This is a genomic window from Bradyrhizobium ottawaense (assembly GCF_002278135.3).
GTDB classification, from domain to species: Bacteria; Pseudomonadota; Alphaproteobacteria; order Rhizobiales; family Xanthobacteraceae; genus Bradyrhizobium; species Bradyrhizobium ottawaense.
In genome coordinates, this window is record NZ_CP029425.2 from 8,335,629 (window position 1) to 8,356,694 (window position 21,066).

Genomic DNA, 21,066 nt, shown 5'->3' on the forward strand with positions numbered 1-21,066 from the left:
ATGAGCGAGCCAATCCTCTCGGTTCACAATCTCGTCGGCGGCTACGGCAAGATGACGATCTTGAACGGCACGACCTTTGCCGTGCCGGAGGCCACGATCACCACGATCATCGGTCCCAACGGCGCCGGCAAGTCCACCGTGTTCAAGGCGATCTTCGGCCTGTTGAAGCTGCGCGAGGGCAAGATCAGCTTTGCCGGCCGCGACGTCACCAATTTGAGCCAGCGCGCGCTGCTCAATGCCGGCATCTGCTATGTGCCGCAGGGCCGCAACATCTTCCCCGAGCTGTCGGTGCGCCACAATATCGAGCTCGGCGGCGTCGCCGCCGGCAAGGGCCTCGACCTGCCCGCGCGGATCGAGGCCGCGCTTGACCTGTTCCCGGCGCTGCGGCGGAAGTCGACGCAGCAGGCCTCCACGCTGTCCGGCGGCGAGCAGAAGCAGCTCGAGATCGCCCGCTCGCTGCTGCTCGAGCCAAAACTGGTGCTGATCGACGAGCCCTCGATCGGCCTGTCGCCGCTGATGGTGCAGCAGACCTTCGACATCCTCAAGAGCCTGCGCGACCGCGGCGTCACCATCCTGATGATCGAGCAGAACGCGCGCTCGGCGCTGGAGATCTCCGACATCGGCATCGTGCTCGAGCTCGGTCAGACCCGCATGGTTGACGACGCCAAGCGCATCCTGAACGATCCCCGCATCGGCCAGCTCTTTCTCGGGGGAGCCATGGAGGAGAGCGCGGCATGAGTGCGCGAAGGCGCATCGCCGTCGCCGGCGCCGGCCTGATCGGCCGCCGCCATGCCGAACTGATCGCGACCTCGGCGGACTGCGTGCTGGCCGGCATTGCCGACCCCTCGCCTGCGGCCAAGGAATTCGCGCAAGCACGCAACGCACCCTGGCACGCCGATCATCGCGCATTGCTGGAACAGGAAAAGCCCGACGGCCTGATCATCGCTTCGCCCAACGCGCTGCATCTTCAGATGGCGCTCGACTGCGCAGAGGCCGGCGTGCCCGCGCTTATCGAGAAGCCGGTCACCGACAGCGTCGCAGCGGCGCGTCGGCTCTGCGAGGCGGTGAAGCGCAGCGGCGTGCCCATGCTGGTCGGCCATCATCGCCGCCACAATCCCATCATCAAGGCCGCCCGCGAGGCCATCGCAGCCGGCAAGCTCGGCCAGCTCACGGCCGTGGCCGGGCTGTGGCTGCTGAAGAAGCCCGACGATTACTTCGAGATCGCCTGGCGGCGCGAGCACGGCGGCGGGCCGCTGCTGATCAATCTGATCCACGACATCGACAATCTCCGCTTCATCTGCGGCGAGATCGCCGAGGTGCAGGCACTGACGTCGAACATGGTGCGCGGCTTTGCCGTCGAGGACACCGCCGGGCTGCTGCTGCGCTTCGCCAATGGGGCGCTCGGAACCATGACCGTTTCGGATGCGACGCCGGCGCCGTGGAGCTGGGAGCTGACCTCGGGCGAGAACGCGGCATACCCGAAGCAGGATCAGCCCTGCTACGTCTTCGCCGGCACGCGCGGCTCACTGTCGGTGCCGAATATGGAGCTGTGGTCCTACCCGCAAGATCCCGGCTGGCACGTGCCGCTGGTTCGCGAGCACGTCGCACTCTCCACTTGCGATCCACTCGTTGAACAGCTCCGGCATTTCCTGGCGGCGATCGCAGGCCGCGAACGGCCTCTGATTTCGGTCGAGGATGCGACAGCGACACTCGCCGTCGTCGAAGCCGTCAGCGAAGCGGCACGCACGGGCCGAAAAGTCTCACCGGGGCGGATCATGGAGCAGGCAACATGAACAAGCGCTCGATCGCAACCGTCTCCCTCTCAGGCGCTCTCGACGAGAAGCTCCGCGCCATCGCGTCAGCCGGCTTCGACGGGGTCGAGATCTTCGAGAACGATTTGCTGTCGTTCGGCGCCGGCCCGCGCGACATCGCGAAGCTCTGCAAGGATCTCAATCTTGGGATCTGCGCGTTTCAGCCGTTCCGCGATTTCGAGGGCATGCCGGAGCCGCAGCGCGCACGCAATTTTGCCCGCGCGGAACGCAAGTTCGATCTGATGCAGGAGCTCGGCACCGATTTGCTGCTGATCTGCTCCAACGTCTCGCCCGCCTCGCTCGGCGGCATCGATCGCGCCGCCGACGATTTTCGCGAGCTGGGCGAGCGCGCCGCCAGTCGAGGCTTGCGCGTCGGCTACGAGGCCTTGGCCTGGGGACGTCATGTCAACGACCATCGCGACGCCTGGGAGATCGTGCGCCGCGCCGATCATCCCGCGATCGGAATCATCCTCGACAGCTTCCACGCGCTGGCGCCGGGCCTTCCGACCCGCGCGATGGCCTCGATTCCCGGCGACAAGATTTTTCTGGTGCAGCTTGCCGATGCACCAAAGCTCGAGCTCGATATCCTGTCGTGGAGCCGGCATTTCCGCTCCTTCCCCGGCCAGGGCGATCTGCCGGTCGGTGAGTTCATGGCGGCGATCGCGGCGACCGGCTATGCCGGGCCGCTGTCACTGGAGATCTTCAACGACCAGTTCCGCGCCGGCTCGGCTGCGCAGACCGCGCTCGACGGCCTGCGCTCGCTGATCCTGCTGGAGGACCAGCTTGCGCCGGATTGGCCGAGATTCGCCGCCGAACCGCTGGCACCGAAAGCGAAGAGCCGCGGCACCGGGTTCATCGAGTTTGCCGTCAATGAGAGCAAGGCGGGCGAGCTCGCCCGCCTGTTTTCGCAACTCGGCTTCCGCAAGACCGGCGCGCATCGCAGCAAGGCGGTGGAGCGCTGGTCGCAGGGCAAGGTCGAGCTCGTCATCAACAGCGAAACCGACGGCTTTGCGCATTCGCATTATGTGACGCACGGCCCCGGCGTCTGCGCGATTGCGCTCGATGTCGACAATGCCGGCCTTGCCATGCAGCGTGCGGAGATGTTGAAGGCGCGCACCTTCTACCAGCCGGTCGGGCCGGGCGAGCTCGAAATCCCGGCGATCCACGGCGTCGGCGGCAGCCTGCTGTATTTCCTGGACCAGGCCGGCAAGAACTGGGACACGGATTTCGAGCCTGTTGCGAGCGACAAAGGCGCGGACGCGCTGCTCGCCGTCGATCACATCGCGCAGTCGATGCCCTATGACGAGATGCTGTCCTGGCTGTTGTTCTACACCGGCATCCTCGACCTCAAGCGCCTGCCGCAGATGGAGATCGCCGATCCCCGAGGCCTCGTGCAGAGCCAGGCCATCATCAACGCCGACCAGAGCCTGCGCTTCGTGCTCAACGGCTCCTCCGCCAACCGGACGTTGCCGGCACGCTTCATCTCGGAGTTCTTCGGCTCGGGCGTGCAGCACGTCGCGTTCTCGTGCCGGGACATTTTTGCGACGGTCGCGGAGATGCGCAAGCGCGGCGCGGATTTCCTGGATATCCCCGACAATTACTACGACGACATCGAAGCCAAATACGACCTCGCGCCCGAGCTGATGGCGCAGCTGCGCGCCAACCACATCCTCTACGACCGCGAGGGCGACGGCGAGTTCTTCCAGGTCTACACCCACATTTTCGACGAGCGGTTCTTCTTCGAGATCGTCGAGCGCAGGGATTATCAGGGGTTCGGTGCGGCCAATGCCGGGATCAGGCTCGCAGCCCAGGCCCGCGAAGTGCGGCCCGCGAGCATGCCAAGGGTGTAGGCGCCTTCGCCTCTCCCCGCCTGCGGGGAGAGGCCGACGCGCGCAGCGCGGCGGGTGAGGGGGGGTCTCCGCGAGTCACATGACAATCAGGAGCACCGATCTCTCAACACGTCATTGCGAGCGCAGCGAAGCAATCCAGAATCCCTCCGCGGAAAGATGCTGGATTGCTTCGCTGCGCTCGCAATGACGATGTGGGGACTATTGAGGAATTCGACCAACTCCGTCCCCGCGGAGAGTCCCCCTCACCCTGACCCTCTCCCCGCAAGCGGGGAGAGGGGAAGAGCGAGAGCTCACTTCATCTTGCACTTGTCGTGGAAACGATCCTGGTCGTTCTCCACGATGGTCGCGACCGTCTTCAGCGAGAGCTGGCCTTCGGCGTCCTTCACGACGTCCTGGAGATAGAAGCTCTGCACCGGGATGTGGTTCTTGCCGTATTTGAACGCGCCGCGCAGCGACTTGAAGTTGGCCTTCTCCATCTCGGCCTTCATTGCGTCCTTCTTGCTGGTGTCGCCCTTCACCGCGACCACCGCGCTGTTGATGAGCTGGGCGGCGTCATAGGATTGCGCGCCGTAATAGGTCGGGCGCAGGCCGGGATATTTCTTGCGGTAGTCGGCGACGAAGCGCTTGTTCTGCTCGTTCGGGAGGTCGTTGACCCATTCCTGCGCGCCGGGCACGCCGAGCGCGTTCTCCTTCTGCAGCGGCAGCGAGAGCTCGTCCACCGTGAAGGCGGTGTAGAGCGGCATCGTGCTCTTCAGGCCGGCCTGCGCATATTGATTGAGGAACTGCACGCCGGCGGCGCCCGGATAGAACACGAAGATCGACTCCGCGCCCGAGGCGCGCGCCTTGGAGAGTTCGGCTGAGAAATCGAGCTGGCTCGGCCACACCGTGTATTCCTCGCCCTTGATCTCGCCCTTGAACGTGTTCTTCAGGCCCGCGAGCATGTCCTTGCCGGCCGCGTAGTTCGGCCCGATCAGGAACACGCTCTTGACGCCTTTCTGGTTCATGTAGAGGCCCATAGCCTGCGGCGTCTGGTCGTTCTGCCAGGAGGTCGAGAACACGTAAGGCGAACAGAGTTCGCCGGCGAGCTGCGACGGGCCGGCGTTGGCCGAGATCAGGAAGGTCTGCGAATCGACCGCGGTCTTCAGCGAGGCCAGCAGCACGTTCGACCAGATGTAGCCGACGATGAAATCGACCTTGTCGGACTGCACCAGCTTCTCGGTCTTCTGCTTGCCGACATCGGGCTTCTGCCCGTCATCCTCGTAGATGACCTCGACCGGCTTGCCGTCCATCTTGCGGCCCATGTGATCCAGCGCGAGCTCGAAGGAGTTGCGCATATCGTTGCCGATCACGGCGGTCGGGCCGCTGAAGGTCGAAACGAAACCGATCTTGATGGTGTCGCCGGCGAATGCCGGGCTCGCCAGCACCAGCGCCGCTGCGCCCGCCAGCCAGAATGCCGTCCTCATAACCACTCCCCTCCTTATTATCGGTCCCGGAAAACGGGGTGATCGCCGCCCCGGGCCTGTCTCTATTGAACGCAAAATCTGTCGCGCCGCCAATGGCTCAGCGCCCGCCCCTGCACCATATTTCGCCCCAATCGGCGATGGCAAGAAATATAATTCTACTTACTTAGATCAACCCTGCGGCGCTTTTTCGCGCCCGATCGATACATCCGGCCTATGCGGCGATTGATGACAGCTATTGGACCGCAGCGTCCGATCCGCACTTAAATGGGGATGTGGAGCAGCGAGATTCGAGGGCACATCATGACCACGACACCGCATCGCGTCGTCATCGTCGGCGCCGGCTTCGGCGGGCTGGAGGCGACCTACCGGCTTGCGGGTGCGCCGGTCGAGATCACGCTGATCGACCGCCGCAACCATCATCTGTTCCAGCCGCTGCTCTATCAGGTCGCAACCGCCTCGCTCGCCACCAGTGAGATCGCCTGGCCGATCCGCCACCTGATGCGAGACAGGCCCGAGGTGACGACGCTGTTCGCGACCGTCAGCGGCGTCGACGCGGCAAGGCGCTGTGTGCTGATCGACGACGGCAGCGAGGTGCCCTACGACACGCTGGTGCTCGCCACCGGCGCGCGTCACGCCTATTTCGGCCACGACGAATGGGAGCAGTTCGCGCCGGGCCTGAAGACGCTGGAGGACGGCACCACGCTGCGCCGCCACATCCTGGTGGCGTTCGAGCGCGCCGAGCGCGAGACCGATCCGGCGAAGCGCGCGGCGCGGCTGACCTTCGTCATCGTCGGCGCCGGCCCCACCGGGGTCGAGCTCGCCGGCACCATCGCCGAGATGGCGCGTCACACCTTGCCCGGCGATTTCCGCAACATCGACACGACCAAGGCGCGCGTGGTGCTGATCGAGGCGGGGCCGCGCGTGCTCGCGGGCTTCGCCGACGATCTCTCGGCCTATGCGCAGGCCTCGCTGGAGAAGATCGGCGTCGAGGTCGTGCTGGGGCAGGCCGTCACCGAGATCAATCGTGAGGGCGTGGTGTTCGGCGGCAAGCTGCTCGAGGCAAAGACCCGGATCTGGGCCGCCGGCGTCCGCGCCTCTCCCGCCGCAGAATGGCTGGACGCGCCAGCCGATCGCGCCGGGCGCGTACAGGTCGAAGACGACCTGACGATACCAGGCCATCCCGAGATCTTTGCGATCGGCGATACCGTCAGCATCAACGCCTGGGACGGCAAGCCGGTGCCAGGCATCGCGCCGGCCGCCAAGCAGCAGGGCCGTCACGTCGCCGAAACGATCAAGGCGCGACTGCGAGGCGAGACAAAGGGCGCGTTCCGCTACAAGCATGCCGGCAGCCTCGCCCAGATCGGCAAGCGCCTCGCCGTGATCGACTTCGGCCGCTTCAAGCTGCGCGGCGCGATCGCATGGTGGATCTGGGGCATCGCCCACATCTACTTCCTGATCGGCCTGCGCCACCGGCTCAGTGTTGCGCTGAGCTGGCTCTGGATCTACGCGCGGGACCAGCGGGCAGCGCGGCTGATCACGCAGGGGAGTAGTAAGGTGGTGTAGGGGCTATCGCGGCGCGTTCCTCTTACCCTCCCCTGGAGGGGGAGGGTCGCGAAGCATGCCGCGAAGCGAAATGCGTAGCGGGGTGGGGTGACAGTCTCTCCGCGCAGACACTGCCCGTGTTGAGAGATCACCCCACCCCGCTCGCGCTACGCGCGATCGACCCTCCCCCTCCAGGGGAGGGTGAAAGAGACGGCGCTCGCTCCCTTACTTCACCAATTCACACCCGCCTTCCGCCAGCGGGCGGAACGCCTGGTCGGCCGGAATCGTCGAGACCAGCTTGTAATAGTCGTAGGGATATTTCGACTCCTCCGGCTTCTTCACCTCGAACAGGTACATCGGATGCACGACGCGGCCGTCCTGGCGGATCGTGGTGTCGCCGAACAATTTGTCCTTGCCTCTGAACTTCTTCATCTCGGGCACGGCGTCCTTGGCGTTGTCGCTGCCGGTCGCGGCGACCGCATTGAGATAAGCGAGCGTCGAGGCATAGACGCCGGCCTGGTTGCCGCTCGGCATCTTGCCGTTCATGCCGGGACGGGCGGCGAACCGCTTGGCGAAGGCGCGGGTGTCGTCATTCATGTCCCAGTAGAAGGCTTCCATAAGCTGGAGGCCCTGCGCGACCTTGATGCCCATGCCGTGGACGTCGTTGATGAAGAGCAGGAAGGCGACGAGCCGCTGCCCGTTCTGCTGAATGCCGAACTCGGCGGCCTGCTTCACCGCGTTAATGGTGTCACCGCCGGCATTGGCAAGGCCGATCACCTGAGCCTTCGAGCCCTGCGCCTGCAACAGGAAGGAGGCAAAGTCGGAGGTGCCGAGCGGGTGCTTGGAGGAGCCAAGCACCTTGCCGCCATGCGCCTCGATGTATTTCTGCGCTTCCGATTCGATGCCCTTGCCGAGCGCGAAATCGACTGTGAGGAAATACCAGTCCTTGCCGCCACGCGAGACCATCGCGGCCGCCGTGGTGTTGCCGGTGGCCCAGGTGTCGTTGACCCATTGGATGGTGTTGGGCGAGCAGGCCTTGCCGGTGAGATCGGAGCTTGCGGTCGAGGACGCCAGGAACGTCATGCGGCTGTCGCGCAGCAGCGTGTTGATGGAGAGGCCTACGGCCGAGTTCGGCACGTCGACGATGGCATCGACACCCTCGACGTCGAGCCATTTGCGCGCAATGGCATTGCCGACATCGGCCTTGTTCTGGTGGTCGGCATAGACGATCTCGACCTTGATGTTCTTGCCGCCGCCGTTGAAATCCTCCGCGGCCATGCGCGCGGCTTCCACCGAGCCCATGCCGTTAGTGTCCTGGAAGATGCCGGAGATGTCGTTGAGCACGCCGACGCGCACGACATTGTCCGAGATCTCGGCGCTCGCCGCGCCGGCCACCAGGCTCGCGGCCAACGCAAGCGTCCATTTCAGATGTTTCATGGTTCCCTCCCCTGTTTGATGGTTTGCCGCGCCGGTCGTTGCCGGCGCGTCGAGACTCAGACCTGCCGCTCCGGCAGCTTCACGACGAGCCCGTCGAGCTCCGGCGTGATCTTGATCTGGCAGGACAGCCGGCTGTTGGGCAGCCGCTCGCTCGCGGTGCCGTCAAGCAGCGCATCCTCGTCGTCGGCCATGCCGGGCAGCCGCGCGAGCCAGCCCTCGTCGACATAGACATGGCAAGTCGCGCACATGGCGTTGCCGCCGCATTCGGCCAGAATGCCGTCGAGACCGTGTCGGGTCGCGGTCTGCATGGCGCTCTCCCCGTCCGCGGTCTCGATGCGCTCGGACTTGCCGTCGGGATGGATGAAAGTGATGGCGGGCATCAAAGCTCCTGGTCAGGCCGGGGTGATCGTGACGGGCAGGCTGTCGAGCCCGCGCAGCGTGTTGTTGAAGCGACGCTTCGGCTCGCCCGTGATCTCGATCTTCGCGATGCGCCGGGCCAGCGCCGTCAGCATCACCTCGCCTTCGAGGCGGGCGACGAGCTGGCCGACGCACATGTGGATGCCCGAGCCGAATCCGACGTGACCGGAGGTGCGGCGCGTGATGTCGTAGCTATCAGGCTCGTCCCAGCGTCTGGGATCGCGATTGGCGGCGGCGAGGAACATCAGTACCTTCTCGCCCTCGCCGATCGTCGCGCCTGACAGCTCGACATCGCGAGTGGTGGTCCGGAAGAAAGTCTGCACCGGGCTTTCGAACCGCACGGCCTCCTCGAAGGCGTTGCGTGCCAGCGTCAGATCAGCGCGCAGGCGCTGCCACTGGTCGGGGAAGCGCGCAAGGCAATAGACCGCCGCGCCGATGCCGTTGACGGTGGTGTCGAGACCGGCCGACAGCAGCGAACGCACCAGCAGCGGCGCCTCGGTCGCGGTGATCTCGCCGTCGTCGACCCGGGCGTGGATACAGGCGCCAAAGCCACCGGGCGCGAGGTTGTCGCGCTGGCATTGCTCGGCGACATAGGCCTGGTGCGGCGCCGAGCGCGCGATCGCCTGCTGGCGCAGCTCATTGGGCGGACCGAACGCGTTGAACACGACGCTGGCATAGGGAATCAGATGCTCGCGTCCCTCCGCCTTCAGGCCCAGCGCATCCGGAAAGATCGAGAGCGGATAGGCCTCGGCGAGATCGGTGATCGCGTCGAAGCTGCGCTTGTCCAGCAGCGCATCCACCCGCTCCTCCGCAGCGGCGGCAAAGCGGTCGCGCACCTGCTTCATCACGGTCGGCGACAGCACCTTCGACAGCACGGCGCGGGTGCGGGTGTGCGCGGGCGGATCGGCCTCGAGGATCAGGCTGGGCGGCCGCCACGGTGTCTCCCTCTTGAAGTCGGACAGGCCGACGCCGCGGCTGGAGCAGAACGTCGCGGGATCGTTCAGCACCGCATGGACCTCGGCATAGCGCGCCACGCCATAGACGTTCCATTTGTCGAGATAGACCACCGGCCCTGCCTCTCGCAGCCGCTGGTGTGTCGGATACGGGTCCGCGAAAAAATTCATGTCGAAGGGATCGACGTCGAGATGCGGGACGGCCGCAGAGCCTGTCGATGCAGGGGTGCCGGATGCGGTCATGGGAGACCTCTCTCATTTTGATCTTGTGAAAGCGCGGCGCATGCCTTTAGGTCGGTGGCCTCACCGCGAGACAGAACGCCGACATGCCTGCGCCTTCGACCAGACCCCGCCACAAGCCTGCGCCCGCAGAGGCGGGACCGACGCTCGATCTCGAGCGTTACGTCCCGGCCTTCGTCACCTTCATCGCCAACAAGCTCTCGAACAGCGCGACCGCGTTCTATCAGCGGGAGTTCGGCGTCAACGTCACGGAATGGCGGATCATGTCGCTGCTGGCGATCGAGCCCGGCATTCCGGCCTCGCGCATCTGTCACGTCATCGGCTTCGACAAGGGGCCGGTGAGCCGGACGCTGGCGGGCCTCGAGAAGCGCGGGCTGATCTCGATCCGCACCGATCCCCATGACGGCCGCACCCATTCGATTTCGCTGACGGCGAAGGGCCGCAGCACCCACGACAAGGTGATCGCCGCAGCGCTCGAACGCGAGCGGCGGCTGTTGTCCTGCCTGAGCAAGGACGAGCGCGAGGTGCTGATCGGCCTGCTCCGCCGGCTGCACGAAAATCTCGGCGCGGTCACGGACAGCAGCTACACCTGACGCACCGCACCGCGGCCGCGCCCTGTCGCCACCTCCAGGCATGCGCCCGCGCTTGCCCGCGGCACCCTTCCTGCCGAGCATCGTTTCCTCCGAGATCGGACCCGGCGGTTTCCCCGCCGTCGTCCTGGTCTGGAACGGTTCGCACAGATTAGTTGCTTAGGCAACAAAAGAAACAGCAATATATTGCGGCAGCGGGATTGGCCTATCGGCTCGTCATTCCGGGGCGCGCGTAGCGCGAACCCGGAATCCATCGTGCAACACCACTGCGGTGAATTGGATTCCGGGCTCGCGCCAAGAGGCGCGCCCCGGAATGACAGCGGAATGTGGCTTCGCTACCGGCCTTTACAACCCGATCCACTCGCCCGACGCATCATCGTTCAACCGCGCCACCGCATCGGCGCGGCGGGTCAGCACGGCGCGCTGGTTGATGTAGCCCTTGTCGGTAATCTCGCCGACATCGACCGACGGCGGTTCGGCGAGAAGCAGCGCGCGCGTGGCGTGGCCGGCGGAATTGGGGCCGTCCTGCTTCAGTTTCGCCAGTCCCTGCGCAATGGCGCTCCTGACCTTGTCATGCGCGAGCACCTCGTGCACATCAGCCGTCTCGCCCAGGCCGGCATGAGCACGGCAGGCCGCGACGTTGGGGAACACCAGGAAGCGCACTTCGTCGCCGCCATGACCTGACACCACGATATCCTGCGCCAGCGGCGCCAGCGCGGCGATGCCGGCAACGCGCAGCGTGCCGACGCTGACCCAGGTGCCGGAATTGAGCTTGAAATCCTCGGCGACGCGGCCGTCGAAGAACAGACCGCGCTCCGGCCGCGCGTGATCGGCAAGCTTCACGGCATCGCCGATCAGATAAAAGCCCTCTTCATCAAAAGCCTGCCTGGTCAGCTCCGGCGCCTTCCAATAGCCCGGCGTGACGTTGGGACCACGTACCCGCACCTCCAGCTTGTCGCCGGAGGCGACGAGCTTCAGCTCGGTGCCGGGAATGGGGACACCGATATTGCCGGAACGTTCGGCGAGGAAATGGCAGTCGGTCGCAAGCGGCGACGTTTCGGTCGAACCCCAGGCCGAAACCATCGGCAGCGCGCGGCCGACGGTCCTGATCGAGAGGTCTTCGAGCGCGTCCCAGAGGTTCTGCGGCAACGCGGCACCGGCATAGAAGGCGAATTTCACCTCGCTGAAGAAGCGGTGACGCAGCTCCTCGTCGCCGCGCAGCGCCGCGATCAGCATGTCGAATCCGCGCGGCACATTGAAATAGACCGTCGGCATCACGCTTTTCAGATTGGCGAGCGACGTCGCGAACAGCCCGGGCGCCGGCTTGCCGCCGTCGATATAGAGCGAGCCGCCATTGCGCAGCACGAGATTGAAATTGTGGTTGGCGCCGAAGGTGTGGCTCCAGGGCAACCAGTCGAGAATGACGAGGTCGCGGCCACCCTGCTCCAGAAATGTCCAGGTCTGCGCCTTGGCCTGCTGGCTCGAGGTCAGCATGCGCTGGGTGTTGATGACGGCCTTGGGCCTGCCTGTCGACCCCGAGGTGAACAGGAATTTGGCGATCGTGTCGGGCGTCACCGCGGCGAACGCCGTTGCGACGTCGGGCGTTTCAGGCGTTGTTGCAATGGCGCCGAAGGCCAACGCATCGGCATCGCCGTCGATGCCGCTGATGATCTGGGCCGTGTGAAGCGGTTTGATCGCCGCCAGCGCTGCCGCAAATGGTTTCATGGCGGAGACATAGATCGCGCCCGGCTCGAGCAGTGCGATCATGCTCTTGAGCTTGTCGAAATCTTTCGACATCAACGAATAGGCCGGCGAAATCGCCGCCGAGGGCACGCCGACATGCTGGGCCGCAAGCGCCAGCAGCGCGTGGTCGATGCTGTTGTCGGAGAGGATCGCGAGCGGGCGTTCGGCGCTCAGACCCTGTGCCAGGATCCAGGACGCCGCCGCACGCACCTGGCGCAGCGCCTGCGCATAGCTGACGGTGGTCCATGGCGCCTCGACGTCGCCGCGCTCGGCAAGGAAGGTCGCATCCGGCGTTTGCCGCGCCCATTGCTCCAGCCAGTCGCCGACGCAGCGCGCGCCGTCGCGCAAGGGGTCGGGCGAGCGCAGCACGATGCTGCCGTCGGCGCGATGCTCGGCGACGGTCCGTGGCGTTGCAAACAGGCTTGCGGCATCGCCGCGTGCGGCGGTTGTCATAATTTCCTCCTCCGCCCGGATCCCGGATCGGCCGCAGCCTCGTTCCGGGCTGCTTTGGCCATAATGTTGGGCATGACAATTGTTGTCGTCAACAACAATCTTCCGCCCGCGCTATAATGACGTTACAAGAATAGTCCGGCAGGAGACGCGATTTGACAGCCACCTCAGCCCAGACTTCCGCACGCAGACGCGCCGGCAACGGCGCGGCGCCTCGGGACATGGCCGACGATATTGGCCTCGACGCACTGGTCGGGCACGCCGGCTATGCGGTGCGGCGCTTCCAGATCTGGATCTTTCAGGACTTCATCAGAACGCTCGGCGATGTCGACATCCGGCCGACGCAATATTCGGTGCTGACCGTGATCGGCGCCAATCCGGGCCTGTCGCAGATGGCGGTGGCAAAGCGCCTTGGCATCGAGCGCGCCCGGCTGGTGCACCTGCTCGACAGCCTCGAACAGCGCAAGCTCGTGAAGCGGGTCAAATCGAAGGCGGACCGTCGCTCGCATGCGCTGCATCTCACGACCCAGGGCGAGACGGCGCTGGCGAAATTCAAACGGCTCGCGGCCGAGCACGAGCGGCATGTCGAAGAGAAGATCGGCAAGGAAAACCGGGCGCAGCTGCTGCGGATCCTCGCCGGCTTCACCTGATCTCGACTGCCCATGATTTGGGCAGATGCCCGTCACAGGGCGCTGACGGCACGGCCCGCCCGCCTGCCAAAATATCCCACAAGCCACTGATCCCACGGATCATATCCGCAGCCTCCGTCCTGCCCGGATAATGTACACAATGGCACATCGCTTGCTTCACTCCGGGGGTGAAGCAGTTGCCGGAGTTTTGTCGCCATGGGGGCTGAAATGGGGGCTGAGCAGCCTGAAACGATCGCCGCGATTTTGGCCGCGCATCGCGCGGGCACGCTGACGCCGGCAGAGACGGTCGCGCGGACCTATCAGCGCATCCACGACCACAATGATCCCGCCATCTTCATCAGCCTGCGCGACGAAAAGGATGCGATCGCCGAGGCTGAGAGACTCGCCACGAAGGACGCCGCCAGCCTGCCGCTCTACGGCGTGCCTGTTGCGGTGAAGGACAATATCGACGCGCTGGGCTTTCCGACCACGGCGGCCTGCCCGGCCTTCTCCACTACGGCGGCACACGATTCGACTGCGGTGGCGCGGCTGCGCGCGGCCGGCGCCATCATCATCGGCAAGACCAATCTCGACCAGTTCGCCACCGGCCTCGTCGGCGTGCGCTCGCCCTACGGCGTTCCCAAGAATTCGATCCGCGGGGATCTCATTCCGGGCGGCTCCAGTTCGGGCTCCGCGGTGGCGGTCGGCGCGGGGCTCGTGCCGCTGTCGCTGGGGACTGACACGGCCGGCTCCGGGCGCGTGCCGGCGATGCTCAACAACATCGTCGGGCTGAAGCCGAGCCTCGGCATGGTCTCGAATGCGGGGCTGGTGCCGGCCTGCCGCACGCTCGATTGCATCTCGGTGTTTGCGCTGACCGTGGACGATGCCGCACTGGCGCTCTCCGTGATGGCGGGGCCGGACCCGGCCGATCCGTTCTCGCGCGACCGGCCGCTGGGCGCGCTCACGCCGTTCCCGGCAGGCTTGCGCCTCGGCGTGCCGCGCAACGGACAGCTGATCTTTTTCGGCGACAAGAAGGCGGAAGCCGCCTACGCCGATGCACTGAAGCGCTGGACAGCACTCGGCGCAACGTTGGTGGAATTCGACCTCGAGCCGTTCTACGAGACGGCGCGGCTGCTCTATGAGGGCCCCTGGGTCGCCGAACGCTACCTCGTGATCAAGGATCTGCTGGCGTCCGCGCCCGATTCGATTCATCCGGTGACGCGCGAGATCACCGCGGCCGGCGCGCGGCTCACCGCTGCGGACACGTTCTCGGCGCTCTATCGCCTGCAGGGCCTGCGCAAGATTGCCGAGCGCACGTTTGCCAATATCGACGCGCTGGTGCTGCCGACCGCGCCGACCGCCTATACCACCGCGCAGGTGCTCGCCAATCCGATCGAGCTCAACAGCCGGCTCGGCACCTACACCAATTTCGTCAATCTGCTCGATCTCTGCGGCCTCGCGCTGCCGGCGTCGATGCGCGCCGACGGCATTCCGTTCGGCATCACGCTGCTCGCGCCCGCGGGGCATGATGCGCTGCTCGCGAGCATCGGCCGCGTCTTCCATGCCGATACCAAGCTGAGTCTCGGCGCGAAGGGCGCGGCGCAAGCTCCGCTGTCGCCAAGCAGCGGCGACGAGATCCCGATCGCGGTCGTCGGCGCACATCTGTCCGGCATGGTGCTCAACGGCGAATTGAAGGCACTGAACGGGCGCCTGATCGAGGCAACCAGAACTGCGCCCGACTACAAGCTCTACGCGCTCAAGACCACGCCGCCGAAGCCCGGCATGCTGCGCGTGGAAGCCGGCAAGGGCGCCGCCATCGAGCTGGAGATCTGGTCGCTGTCGCCGTCCGCCTTCGGCAAATTCGTCAATGCGATTCCTTCGCCGATGGCGATCGGCACGGTGCGCCTTGCCGATGGCCGCAGCGTGAAAGGGTTTCTCGTCGAGCCGGAGGTGCTGAGCGATGCGCGAGATATCACCGCGTATGGGGGATGGCGCGCGTATATGAAGGAAGCTGCGACAAAGTAGGTCTCGTAGGGTGGGCAAAGCGAAGCGTGCCCACGATCCCGACCTTCATGAAAAACCGTGGGCACGGCGCTTTGCGCCTTTGCCCACCCTACGGCACCGATCGCGCGGCGCTACACCGACACTGCGTAAATCTCGTACTCCCCGCGCACCAGCTCGATATGCGCACGCATCGCGGCGGCGGCGCCCTGCTTGTCGCCGCGCATGATGGCGACGACGACGCGGTCGTGCTCGGCTTGCGACTTGGCGAGACGGCCGAGGTTGCGGAACTGGGCGCGGCGGAACGGCTGCACGCGCACCCGCGTCGCCAGCGTGATCTCGGCGATGTAGCCGTTCTGCGAGCCCGCATAGATCGCGTTGTGGAAGCGCTCGTTGACCTCGTGAAAGCGATCGGGATTGCCGGTGTAGCTCAACACCCGCAGCTCCTCGTGGATCGCCTCGAGGCCATGGCGCTCGGCGGCGGACATGCGCTCGGCGGCGAGGCCTGCACACAGCGCCTCGAGCTCCGCCATGGCCTCGAACATGCTGGTCAGACGCTCGATCGAGGGCTGCGCCACCACCGCGCCGCGATGAGCACGCGCTTCGACGAGGCCGCTGGCCACGAGCTGACGCAACGCCTCGCGCACCGGCGTGCGCGAGACGCTGAAGCGGCGCGCGATATCGGTCTCGTCCAGGGGCGAGCCGGGGGCCAGGGCGCCGCGCACGATCTCGTCGGCGAGTTGCAGGCGCAGCTCCTCGGCGCGCGTGACCTTCTGCACCGATGGCGAGGCACGGTCGACGCGGGGCACCACCGGCTCGGCCGGCAGTGCTCCCTGCGGAAGATCGTCGAGCGTCATGCGGTCAGGTCTCTTTCGGCTCGTCGATCATGCTGACATGGGCGGCGACGACGCGCCAGCCCTCGGGAAAGCGAATCCAGGTCTGCATCTGCCGGCCGACCTTGCCGGGCGCCGTATCGCGATAGAACAGGGTGGAGGCCACCGCCGTGTCGCGGCCATAGCTGCTGATCACCGTCTTGGCGGTGCTGCGGTTCAGGCCGACCGGCGAGCGCGCGACGCGGAATCCGTTGATCGCGTCATAGCCGTAGAGGTTCTCACCGATGCCGTACCGCAACGTGCGGGGATCGTTGCGGAAGAGCTCGCCGAGCACGGCGACATCGTTACTGACGAGGGCCTGCTCATAACGATCGAATGCGGCTTTGACTTCCGCGATCACCTCGGGGAGATCGATCTCCATGTCAGAGTCCTCTCGGCGCGGGCGCTGCCGCGACGCCCATCTTTTCCAAAGCGTAGGCGACGCGGAGCGCGATGTCCTCGCGCCAGGGCGCAGCGATGATCTGCACGCCGATCGGCAGCGGCTCGAGCGGCACCGGGACGGCCACCACCGGCAGGCCGATGAAGGAGATCGGCTGGGTGTGGACGCCGATATTGGCGCGCACCGGCAGCTCGACGCCGTCGAGGTTGAAATTCACCTGCCCGAGCTTTGGCGCGGTGCAGGGCGTTGCCGGCGCGAGCAGCACGTCGACGGTCTTGAAGATCTCGGCGAGCTGCGCGCGATACCAGCGCCGAAATTTTTGCGCCCGATCGACCATCGGCGCCGGCACCATCGCGCCGGCGATCAGCCGGTCGCGCACCGCAGGATCGAAATCGTTCGGCCGCTTGCGCAGGCGATCGAGATGCAACGAAGCGCCCTCGGTGGTGGTGATGACATAGGCGGCCGCGCGGGCGCGCGCGGCTTCGGGAACGTCGACCACCTTCGTTGCGCCAAGCGCCTTGGCGACGCGGCTGACGGCCTCGACCGCTTCCGGAAACACGTTCTTCTGGAAATACCCGCCGGCGATGGCGATGCGCAGATCCGAGACGGGATTGGCGATCAGCGGCAGCGTCGGCTCCAGACCGCGCGTCGTGCAGGCGCTGTCCTCCGCGTCAGGGCCCTGCATCACGTCATAGGCAAGCGCGAGATCGGTGACGGAGCGCGCGAACGGGCCGAGATGATCGAGGCTCGCGACGAACGGGAACGAGCGCGCGCGCGACAGCCGGCCATAGGTCGGCTTCAAACCAAAAATGCCGCAAAACGAGGACGGCACGCGGATCGAGCCATTGGTGTCCGAGCCGAGCGCGATCGGCACCAGCGCGCCGCCGACCGCGCTGCCGGAGCCGCCCGAGGAGCCGCCGGTCATCCGCGTGGTGTCGTGCGGATTGCGCGAGGGACCGTCATGGACGTTCTCGCCCGTAAAATCATAGGCGTATTCGCCCATGTTGAGCGCGCCGACCAGCACGGCGCCGGCGGCTTCCATCCGCTCGATCAGCGTCGCATCGCGCGCTGCGGGCGCGCGATCGCGGTTGATCTTCGAGCCGGCGCGCGTCGGAAGCCCGGCGACGTCAAACAGGTTCTTCACCGCGAAGGGAACGCCGGCGAGCGGGCCGACTTCCTTGCCGGCGGCGATGTCGGCGTCGATGGCGCGTGCTTTCGCACGGGCGCGATCGGCGGTGACATCAGTGAAGGAATTGAGGACACTGTCGTGCTGCTTGATGCGCGACAGCGCCGCTTCCGTGGCGTCGAGCGCGGACATCCGGCGGCCCGCAACCGCACTCGCGATGTCCGAGGCCGTCATCTCTGGCTTGCTGGTCATGGCAACATCAAGCGGTGAAAATCGGCGCCGGCTCGGTCTCGTCCGGCAGCGCGAATTCGTCGACCAGGCGAGCGAGGCGCAGCGAGACTTCGAGGTTGGCGCGCACCGCGGGCCTCCAGGCCTCCTCGACCGGCAGCGCCAGCGCTTTCGATACGGCGTCGATATAATCGTCCAGCGGCTCGGCCATCACGCTCCCAAACTAGCTCTCTAGGTTGTCATTTGAGCATGATCTTCTCGGAAAACCGCGTCACACTTTTCCGGATCATGCTCAGTGGACCTGCAACGGCGGATGCGGGATCGCCGTCAGCAGCTCCTTGGTGTAGTCGTCCTGCGGATCGCTCAAGACCTGCTCGGAAGAGCCCTCTTCGACGATTCGACCCGTCCGCATCACAATGACACGATCGCACAGCAAGCGCACCACATTCAAATCATGCGAGACGAACAGATAGCTCATACCTAGCCGCGCCTTGAGGTCCTGCAGCAGGTTCAGAACGACAGCCTGCACCGAGACGTCCAGCGCCGCCGTCGGCTCGTCCAGGATGACCAGCTTGGGATGCAGCGCGATGGCGCGGGCGATGCCGACACGGGCCTTCTGGCCGCCGGACAATTGATGCGGGAAACGATCCAGCAGGTTGTGCGGCAGGCCGACCATGGTGGCCAGTTCCTCGCAGCGGGCGCGAAGCGCGTCGCGCCCCCTGATATCTCCCAATTGCATGATCGGGTCGGCAATGGCGCGCGCGGCGGTGAAGCGCGGGTTGAGGCTGTCGGTCGGATCCTGGAACACCATCTGGATGCGGCTGCGCTGTGGCAGCCGGGCGAACGAGGCCGGCGCGATGCCGCCGATGTCCTCGCCGTCGAACTGGATCAGGCCGGAGGTCTGGTCGAGCAGGCGCATCACCATCATCGACGTGGTCGATTTGCCGCAGCCAGACTCGCCGACAAGGCCGACGCTTTCGCCATGGCCGATCGAAAAGCTGATGCCGTCAACGGCGCGGAAGACATCCGGCTCCAGCGGCGGCTTGCGGCCGAACAGCTTTCCGAGCGTGGCGGTGGCGCCCTGGCGCGGGTATTCCTTGACGAGCTTTTCGATGAGGAGGAGCGGCGTCTTCTCCCTCTCCCCGCTTGCGGGGTCGCGACGAGCTTCGCTCGCGCTGAGAGGGTCGGGGTGAGGGGGACTCTCCGCGAGCACGGTGCTGGGAGAGCCCCCCTCACCCGCCGCGCTCCGCGCGTCGGCCTCTCCCCGCACGCGGGGAGAGGCTAGAGTCTCCTCCTCCGGCAGCAGATCCCGCAGGCTCACGCCGAGCCGCGGCGTCGCGCGCATCAGCTTCTTGGTGTAGGGGTGCTGCGGGTTGGCGAAGATGTCGGCGGCTTTCGCGGTTTCGACCACCCGGCCCTTCTCCATCACCACGACGCGGTCGCAATAGGCGGCTGCCAAGCCGAGATCGTGGGTGATCAGGATGGTCGACATCGCGCGGCGCTTGGTCAGCTCTACGATCAGGTCCATCACCGCCTTCTGCGTGGTGACGTCGAGGCCGGTGGTCGGCTCGTCCGCGATCAGCAGCTGCGGATTGCAGGCGAGCGCGAGCGCGATGACGACGCGCTGGCACATGCCGCCCGAGAGCTCGAACGGATAGGCGTGGTAGCGCTCGCGCGGGCGGGCGATCTTGACCTGCTCCAGCGCCTCGATCGCCTTCTCGCCGTGATCCTTGACCTGGGCCTGCTGCACGTGGGTGCGCAAGACGTCCTCGATCTGGTCGCCGACTTTCCGGATCGGGTTGAGTGCGGCGCGCGGGTTCTGAAAGATCATCGAGACTTCGCGGCCGCGCAAATCGCGCATCTGGTCCTCGGTCGCGGCCTTGACGTCGATGCCGGAGAACATCACCGAGCCCTCGGCGATCCGCCCCGCGCGGTCGAGGATGCGCATCACCGCGTAGGACGTCACCGACTTGCCCGAGCCGGACTCGCCGACGATGGCAAGCGTCTCGCCCTTGGCGACGGAGATGTTGACGTGCTGCACGGCTTTGACGATGCCGCGGCGGGTGGAGAATTCGACGGTGAGGTCCTGGACGTCGAGCAGCGGCTGGGCGGTCATGCGGGCCTACGAACCAAAAAACGCGAAAACAACCCCATGCACAGTAGAATGGGATTGAAATCATTGGAGAATTTTGGACGGGTGTTTGCGCGTGAGGCGTGCACGGGCCTCTCGCTCCCTCTCCCCGTTCTTACGGGGAGAGGGTTGGGGTGAGGGGCCTCTCTCCGCGCAAACGGCTGGCAGAGGAGTTCGCGGAGACCCCCCCTCACCCGGTCCGCTAACGCGGCCCGGCCTCTCCCCGCACGCGGGGAGAGGCGAACGGCAGCACCGGCTTCAGACAAAGCAATCATCACGTCCTCCGCTGGGGGTCGACGATGTCGCGCAGGCCGTCGCCGAGGAGGTTGAAGCAGAACACGGCGATCATCAGGGCGAGGCCGGGGAACAGCGCGATCCACCATTCGCCCGACACCATGAAGCCCGCGCCTTCGGCGACCATGATGCCCCATTCGGCGGTGGGCGGGCGGACGCCGAGGCCGATGAAGGAGAGACCGGCGGCATTGAGGATGGCGTAGCCCATGGTCAGCGACATCTGCACGATCATGATCGGCATGATGTTCGGGAGGATGTGCACCAAGAGGATGCGGAATTCGCCGTTGCCGGAGAGACGCGCGGCCTGCACGAAGCCGGCGTTGCGGCGGACGTTGGCCTCGGCGCGCGCGACGCGGGCGTAGAGCGGGAAGTTCACGATGGCTGTAGCGAGGATGATGTTCTGCACGGTGTTGCCGAGCGCTGCGACGATGCCCATCGCCAGCACGAACAGCGGGAAAGCCATGATGGTGTCGGCGATGCGGCCGACGATGCGATCGGTCCAGCCACCGAAATAGCCGGCAGCGATGCCGGCGAGGCCGCCCATCAGGAACACCAGCGCGACAGAGGCGACCGCGATAAAAGTGTCGAGCCGCGTTGCCACGACGACGCGACTGAAGATATCGCGCCCCAATTGGTCGGTACCGAACCAGTGCGCGGCCGACGGCGGCTTCAGTGCTGCGGCGGTGTCGGAGGCGAGCGGATCGTAGGGCACCACGTAGGGACCGAGGATCGCGGCGGCGAGGATCAGGATCAGCAAGGCGAAGGCAAAGCCGGTGACCTTGTTTTCGCCGAGCACGTAGCGGGTCTGTTCGAGGATCGCAGCCAGTCCCGAGGTACGTGCGGGACCGACAGGCTCGACAGCAGGCGCAACAGAACTCATGAATGCCCC

At 65.9% G+C, this 21,066-nt stretch carries 18 protein-coding genes; 7 read left to right on the forward strand and 11 right to left on the reverse strand.

All coding sequences use genetic code 11. The annotated features are described in order from the left end of the window. Genes CIT37_RS39030 through CIT37_RS39040 form a run of 3 tightly spaced genes read left to right on the forward strand, consistent with a single transcriptional unit; the run spans window position 1 to window position 3,661 of the window. Entirely contained in the window at window positions 1-738 is a 738-nt protein-coding gene (locus CIT37_RS39030) for an ABC transporter ATP-binding protein (protein ID WP_038946883.1), read from the forward strand. Further along, window positions 735-1,793: a Gfo/Idh/MocA family protein gene (locus CIT37_RS39035; RefSeq protein ID WP_095425020.1), complete on the forward strand. Its 1,059-nt coding sequence runs from the start codon at window positions 735-737 to the stop codon at window positions 1,791-1,793. Before CIT37_RS39030 ends, CIT37_RS39035 begins: the two co-directional genes overlap by 4 nt. Continuing rightward, window positions 1,790-3,661, forward strand: coding sequence for a bifunctional sugar phosphate isomerase/epimerase/4-hydroxyphenylpyruvate dioxygenase family protein (locus CIT37_RS39040; RefSeq protein ID WP_095425019.1), 1,872 nt, complete (start codon window positions 1,790-1,792; stop codon window positions 3,659-3,661). The genes CIT37_RS39035 and CIT37_RS39040 overlap by 4 nt, the downstream gene beginning before the upstream one ends. Before the next feature lie 290 nt (window positions 3,662-3,951). Here CIT37_RS39040 and CIT37_RS39045 read toward each other — a convergent pair whose 3' ends face one another. Continuing rightward, the gene (locus CIT37_RS39045; protein ID WP_026201746.1) at window positions 3,952-5,124 is read right to left on the reverse strand and encodes an ABC transporter substrate-binding protein; all 1,173 of its coding nucleotides are present in this window, start codon (window positions 5,122-5,124) and stop codon (window positions 3,952-3,954) included. A gap of 300 nt (window positions 5,125-5,424) precedes the next feature. On the opposite strand from CIT37_RS39045, the gene CIT37_RS39050 reads away from it, so the two are divergent. Next, entirely contained in the window at window positions 5,425-6,687 is a 1,263-nt protein-coding gene (locus CIT37_RS39050; protein ID WP_028139743.1) for an NAD(P)/FAD-dependent oxidoreductase, read from the forward strand. Between the two features lie 204 nt (window positions 6,688-6,891). Here CIT37_RS39050 and CIT37_RS39055 read toward each other — a convergent pair whose 3' ends face one another. Genes CIT37_RS39055 through CIT37_RS39065 form a run of 3 tightly spaced genes read right to left on the reverse strand, consistent with a single transcriptional unit; the run spans window position 6,892 to window position 9,716 of the window. Further along, window positions 6,892-8,103, reverse strand: a complete 1,212-nt coding sequence (locus CIT37_RS39055) for an ABC transporter substrate-binding protein (protein ID WP_028139742.1) — start codon at window positions 8,101-8,103, stop codon at window positions 6,892-6,894. Window positions 8,104-8,159: 56 nt separating this feature from the next. After that, window positions 8,160-8,483, reverse strand: coding sequence for a 2Fe-2S iron-sulfur cluster-binding protein (locus CIT37_RS39060; RefSeq protein WP_028139741.1), 324 nt, complete (start codon window positions 8,481-8,483; stop codon window positions 8,160-8,162). A gap of 12 nt (window positions 8,484-8,495) precedes the next feature. Further along, entirely contained in the window at window positions 8,496-9,716 is a 1,221-nt protein-coding gene (locus tag CIT37_RS39065; RefSeq protein WP_095425018.1) for a cytochrome P450, read from the reverse strand. A gap of 83 nt (window positions 9,717-9,799) precedes the next feature. On the opposite strand from CIT37_RS39065, the gene CIT37_RS39070 reads away from it, so the two are divergent. Beyond that, window positions 9,800-10,306, forward strand: a complete 507-nt coding sequence (locus CIT37_RS39070; RefSeq protein ID WP_028139739.1) for a MarR family winged helix-turn-helix transcriptional regulator — start codon at window positions 9,800-9,802, stop codon at window positions 10,304-10,306. Window positions 10,307-10,648: 342 nt separating this feature from the next. On the opposite strand, the gene CIT37_RS39075 is transcribed toward CIT37_RS39070, so the two are convergent. Further along, entirely contained in the window at window positions 10,649-12,499 is a 1,851-nt protein-coding gene (locus CIT37_RS39075; RefSeq protein ID WP_095425017.1) for a feruloyl-CoA synthase, read from the reverse strand. A 152-nt stretch (window positions 12,500-12,651) separates the two neighbouring features. Here CIT37_RS39075 and CIT37_RS39080 point away from each other — a divergent pair, with 152 nt between their 5' ends. Together CIT37_RS39080 and atzF are read left to right on the forward strand one after the other, a co-directional pair. Beyond that, window positions 12,652-13,146 carry a MarR family winged helix-turn-helix transcriptional regulator gene (locus CIT37_RS39080; protein ID WP_028139737.1) on the forward strand — a complete coding sequence of 165 codons (495 nt, stop codon included), beginning with the start codon at window positions 12,652-12,654 and terminating at the stop codon, window positions 13,144-13,146. Between the two features lie 207 nt (window positions 13,147-13,353). Beyond that, a complete protein-coding gene (atzF, locus tag CIT37_RS39085; RefSeq protein WP_095425016.1) occupies window positions 13,354-15,150 on the forward strand; it encodes an allophanate hydrolase in 1,797 nt (598 codons plus the stop codon). Between the two features lie 110 nt (window positions 15,151-15,260). Here atzF and CIT37_RS39090 read toward each other — a convergent pair whose 3' ends face one another. The 6 genes from CIT37_RS39090 to CIT37_RS39115 all read right to left on the reverse strand — a co-directional run bounded on the left by CIT37_RS39090 (window position 15,261) and on the right by CIT37_RS39115 (window position 21,057). Further along, on the reverse strand, window positions 15,261-15,983 hold the full coding sequence (locus CIT37_RS39090; RefSeq protein ID WP_095425015.1) for a GntR family transcriptional regulator: 723 nt from the start codon (window positions 15,981-15,983) through the stop codon (window positions 15,261-15,263). A gap of 4 nt (window positions 15,984-15,987) precedes the next feature. Continuing rightward, a complete protein-coding gene (hpxZ, locus tag CIT37_RS39095) occupies window positions 15,988-16,380 on the reverse strand; it encodes an oxalurate catabolism protein HpxZ (RefSeq protein ID WP_095425014.1) in 393 nt (130 codons plus the stop codon). Between the two features lies 1 nt (window position 16,381). Next, a complete protein-coding gene (locus tag CIT37_RS39100; protein WP_161966292.1) occupies window positions 16,382-17,776 on the reverse strand; it encodes an AtzE family amidohydrolase in 1,395 nt (464 codons plus the stop codon). Between the two features lie 7 nt (window positions 17,777-17,783). Further along, on the reverse strand, window positions 17,784-17,963 hold the full coding sequence (locus CIT37_RS39105) for a DUF4089 domain-containing protein (RefSeq protein WP_018316853.1): 180 nt from the start codon (window positions 17,961-17,963) through the stop codon (window positions 17,784-17,786). Between the two features lie 81 nt (window positions 17,964-18,044). Further along, a complete protein-coding gene (locus tag CIT37_RS39110; RefSeq protein ID WP_028139732.1) occupies window positions 18,045-19,868 on the reverse strand; it encodes a dipeptide ABC transporter ATP-binding protein in 1,824 nt (607 codons plus the stop codon). Between the two features lie 289 nt (window positions 19,869-20,157). Next, complete coding sequence (locus CIT37_RS39115; RefSeq protein WP_028139731.1) at window positions 20,158-21,057, reverse strand: ABC transporter permease; 900 nt, start codon at window positions 21,055-21,057, stop codon at window positions 20,158-20,160. Window positions 21,058-21,066: the final 9 nt, after the last annotated feature.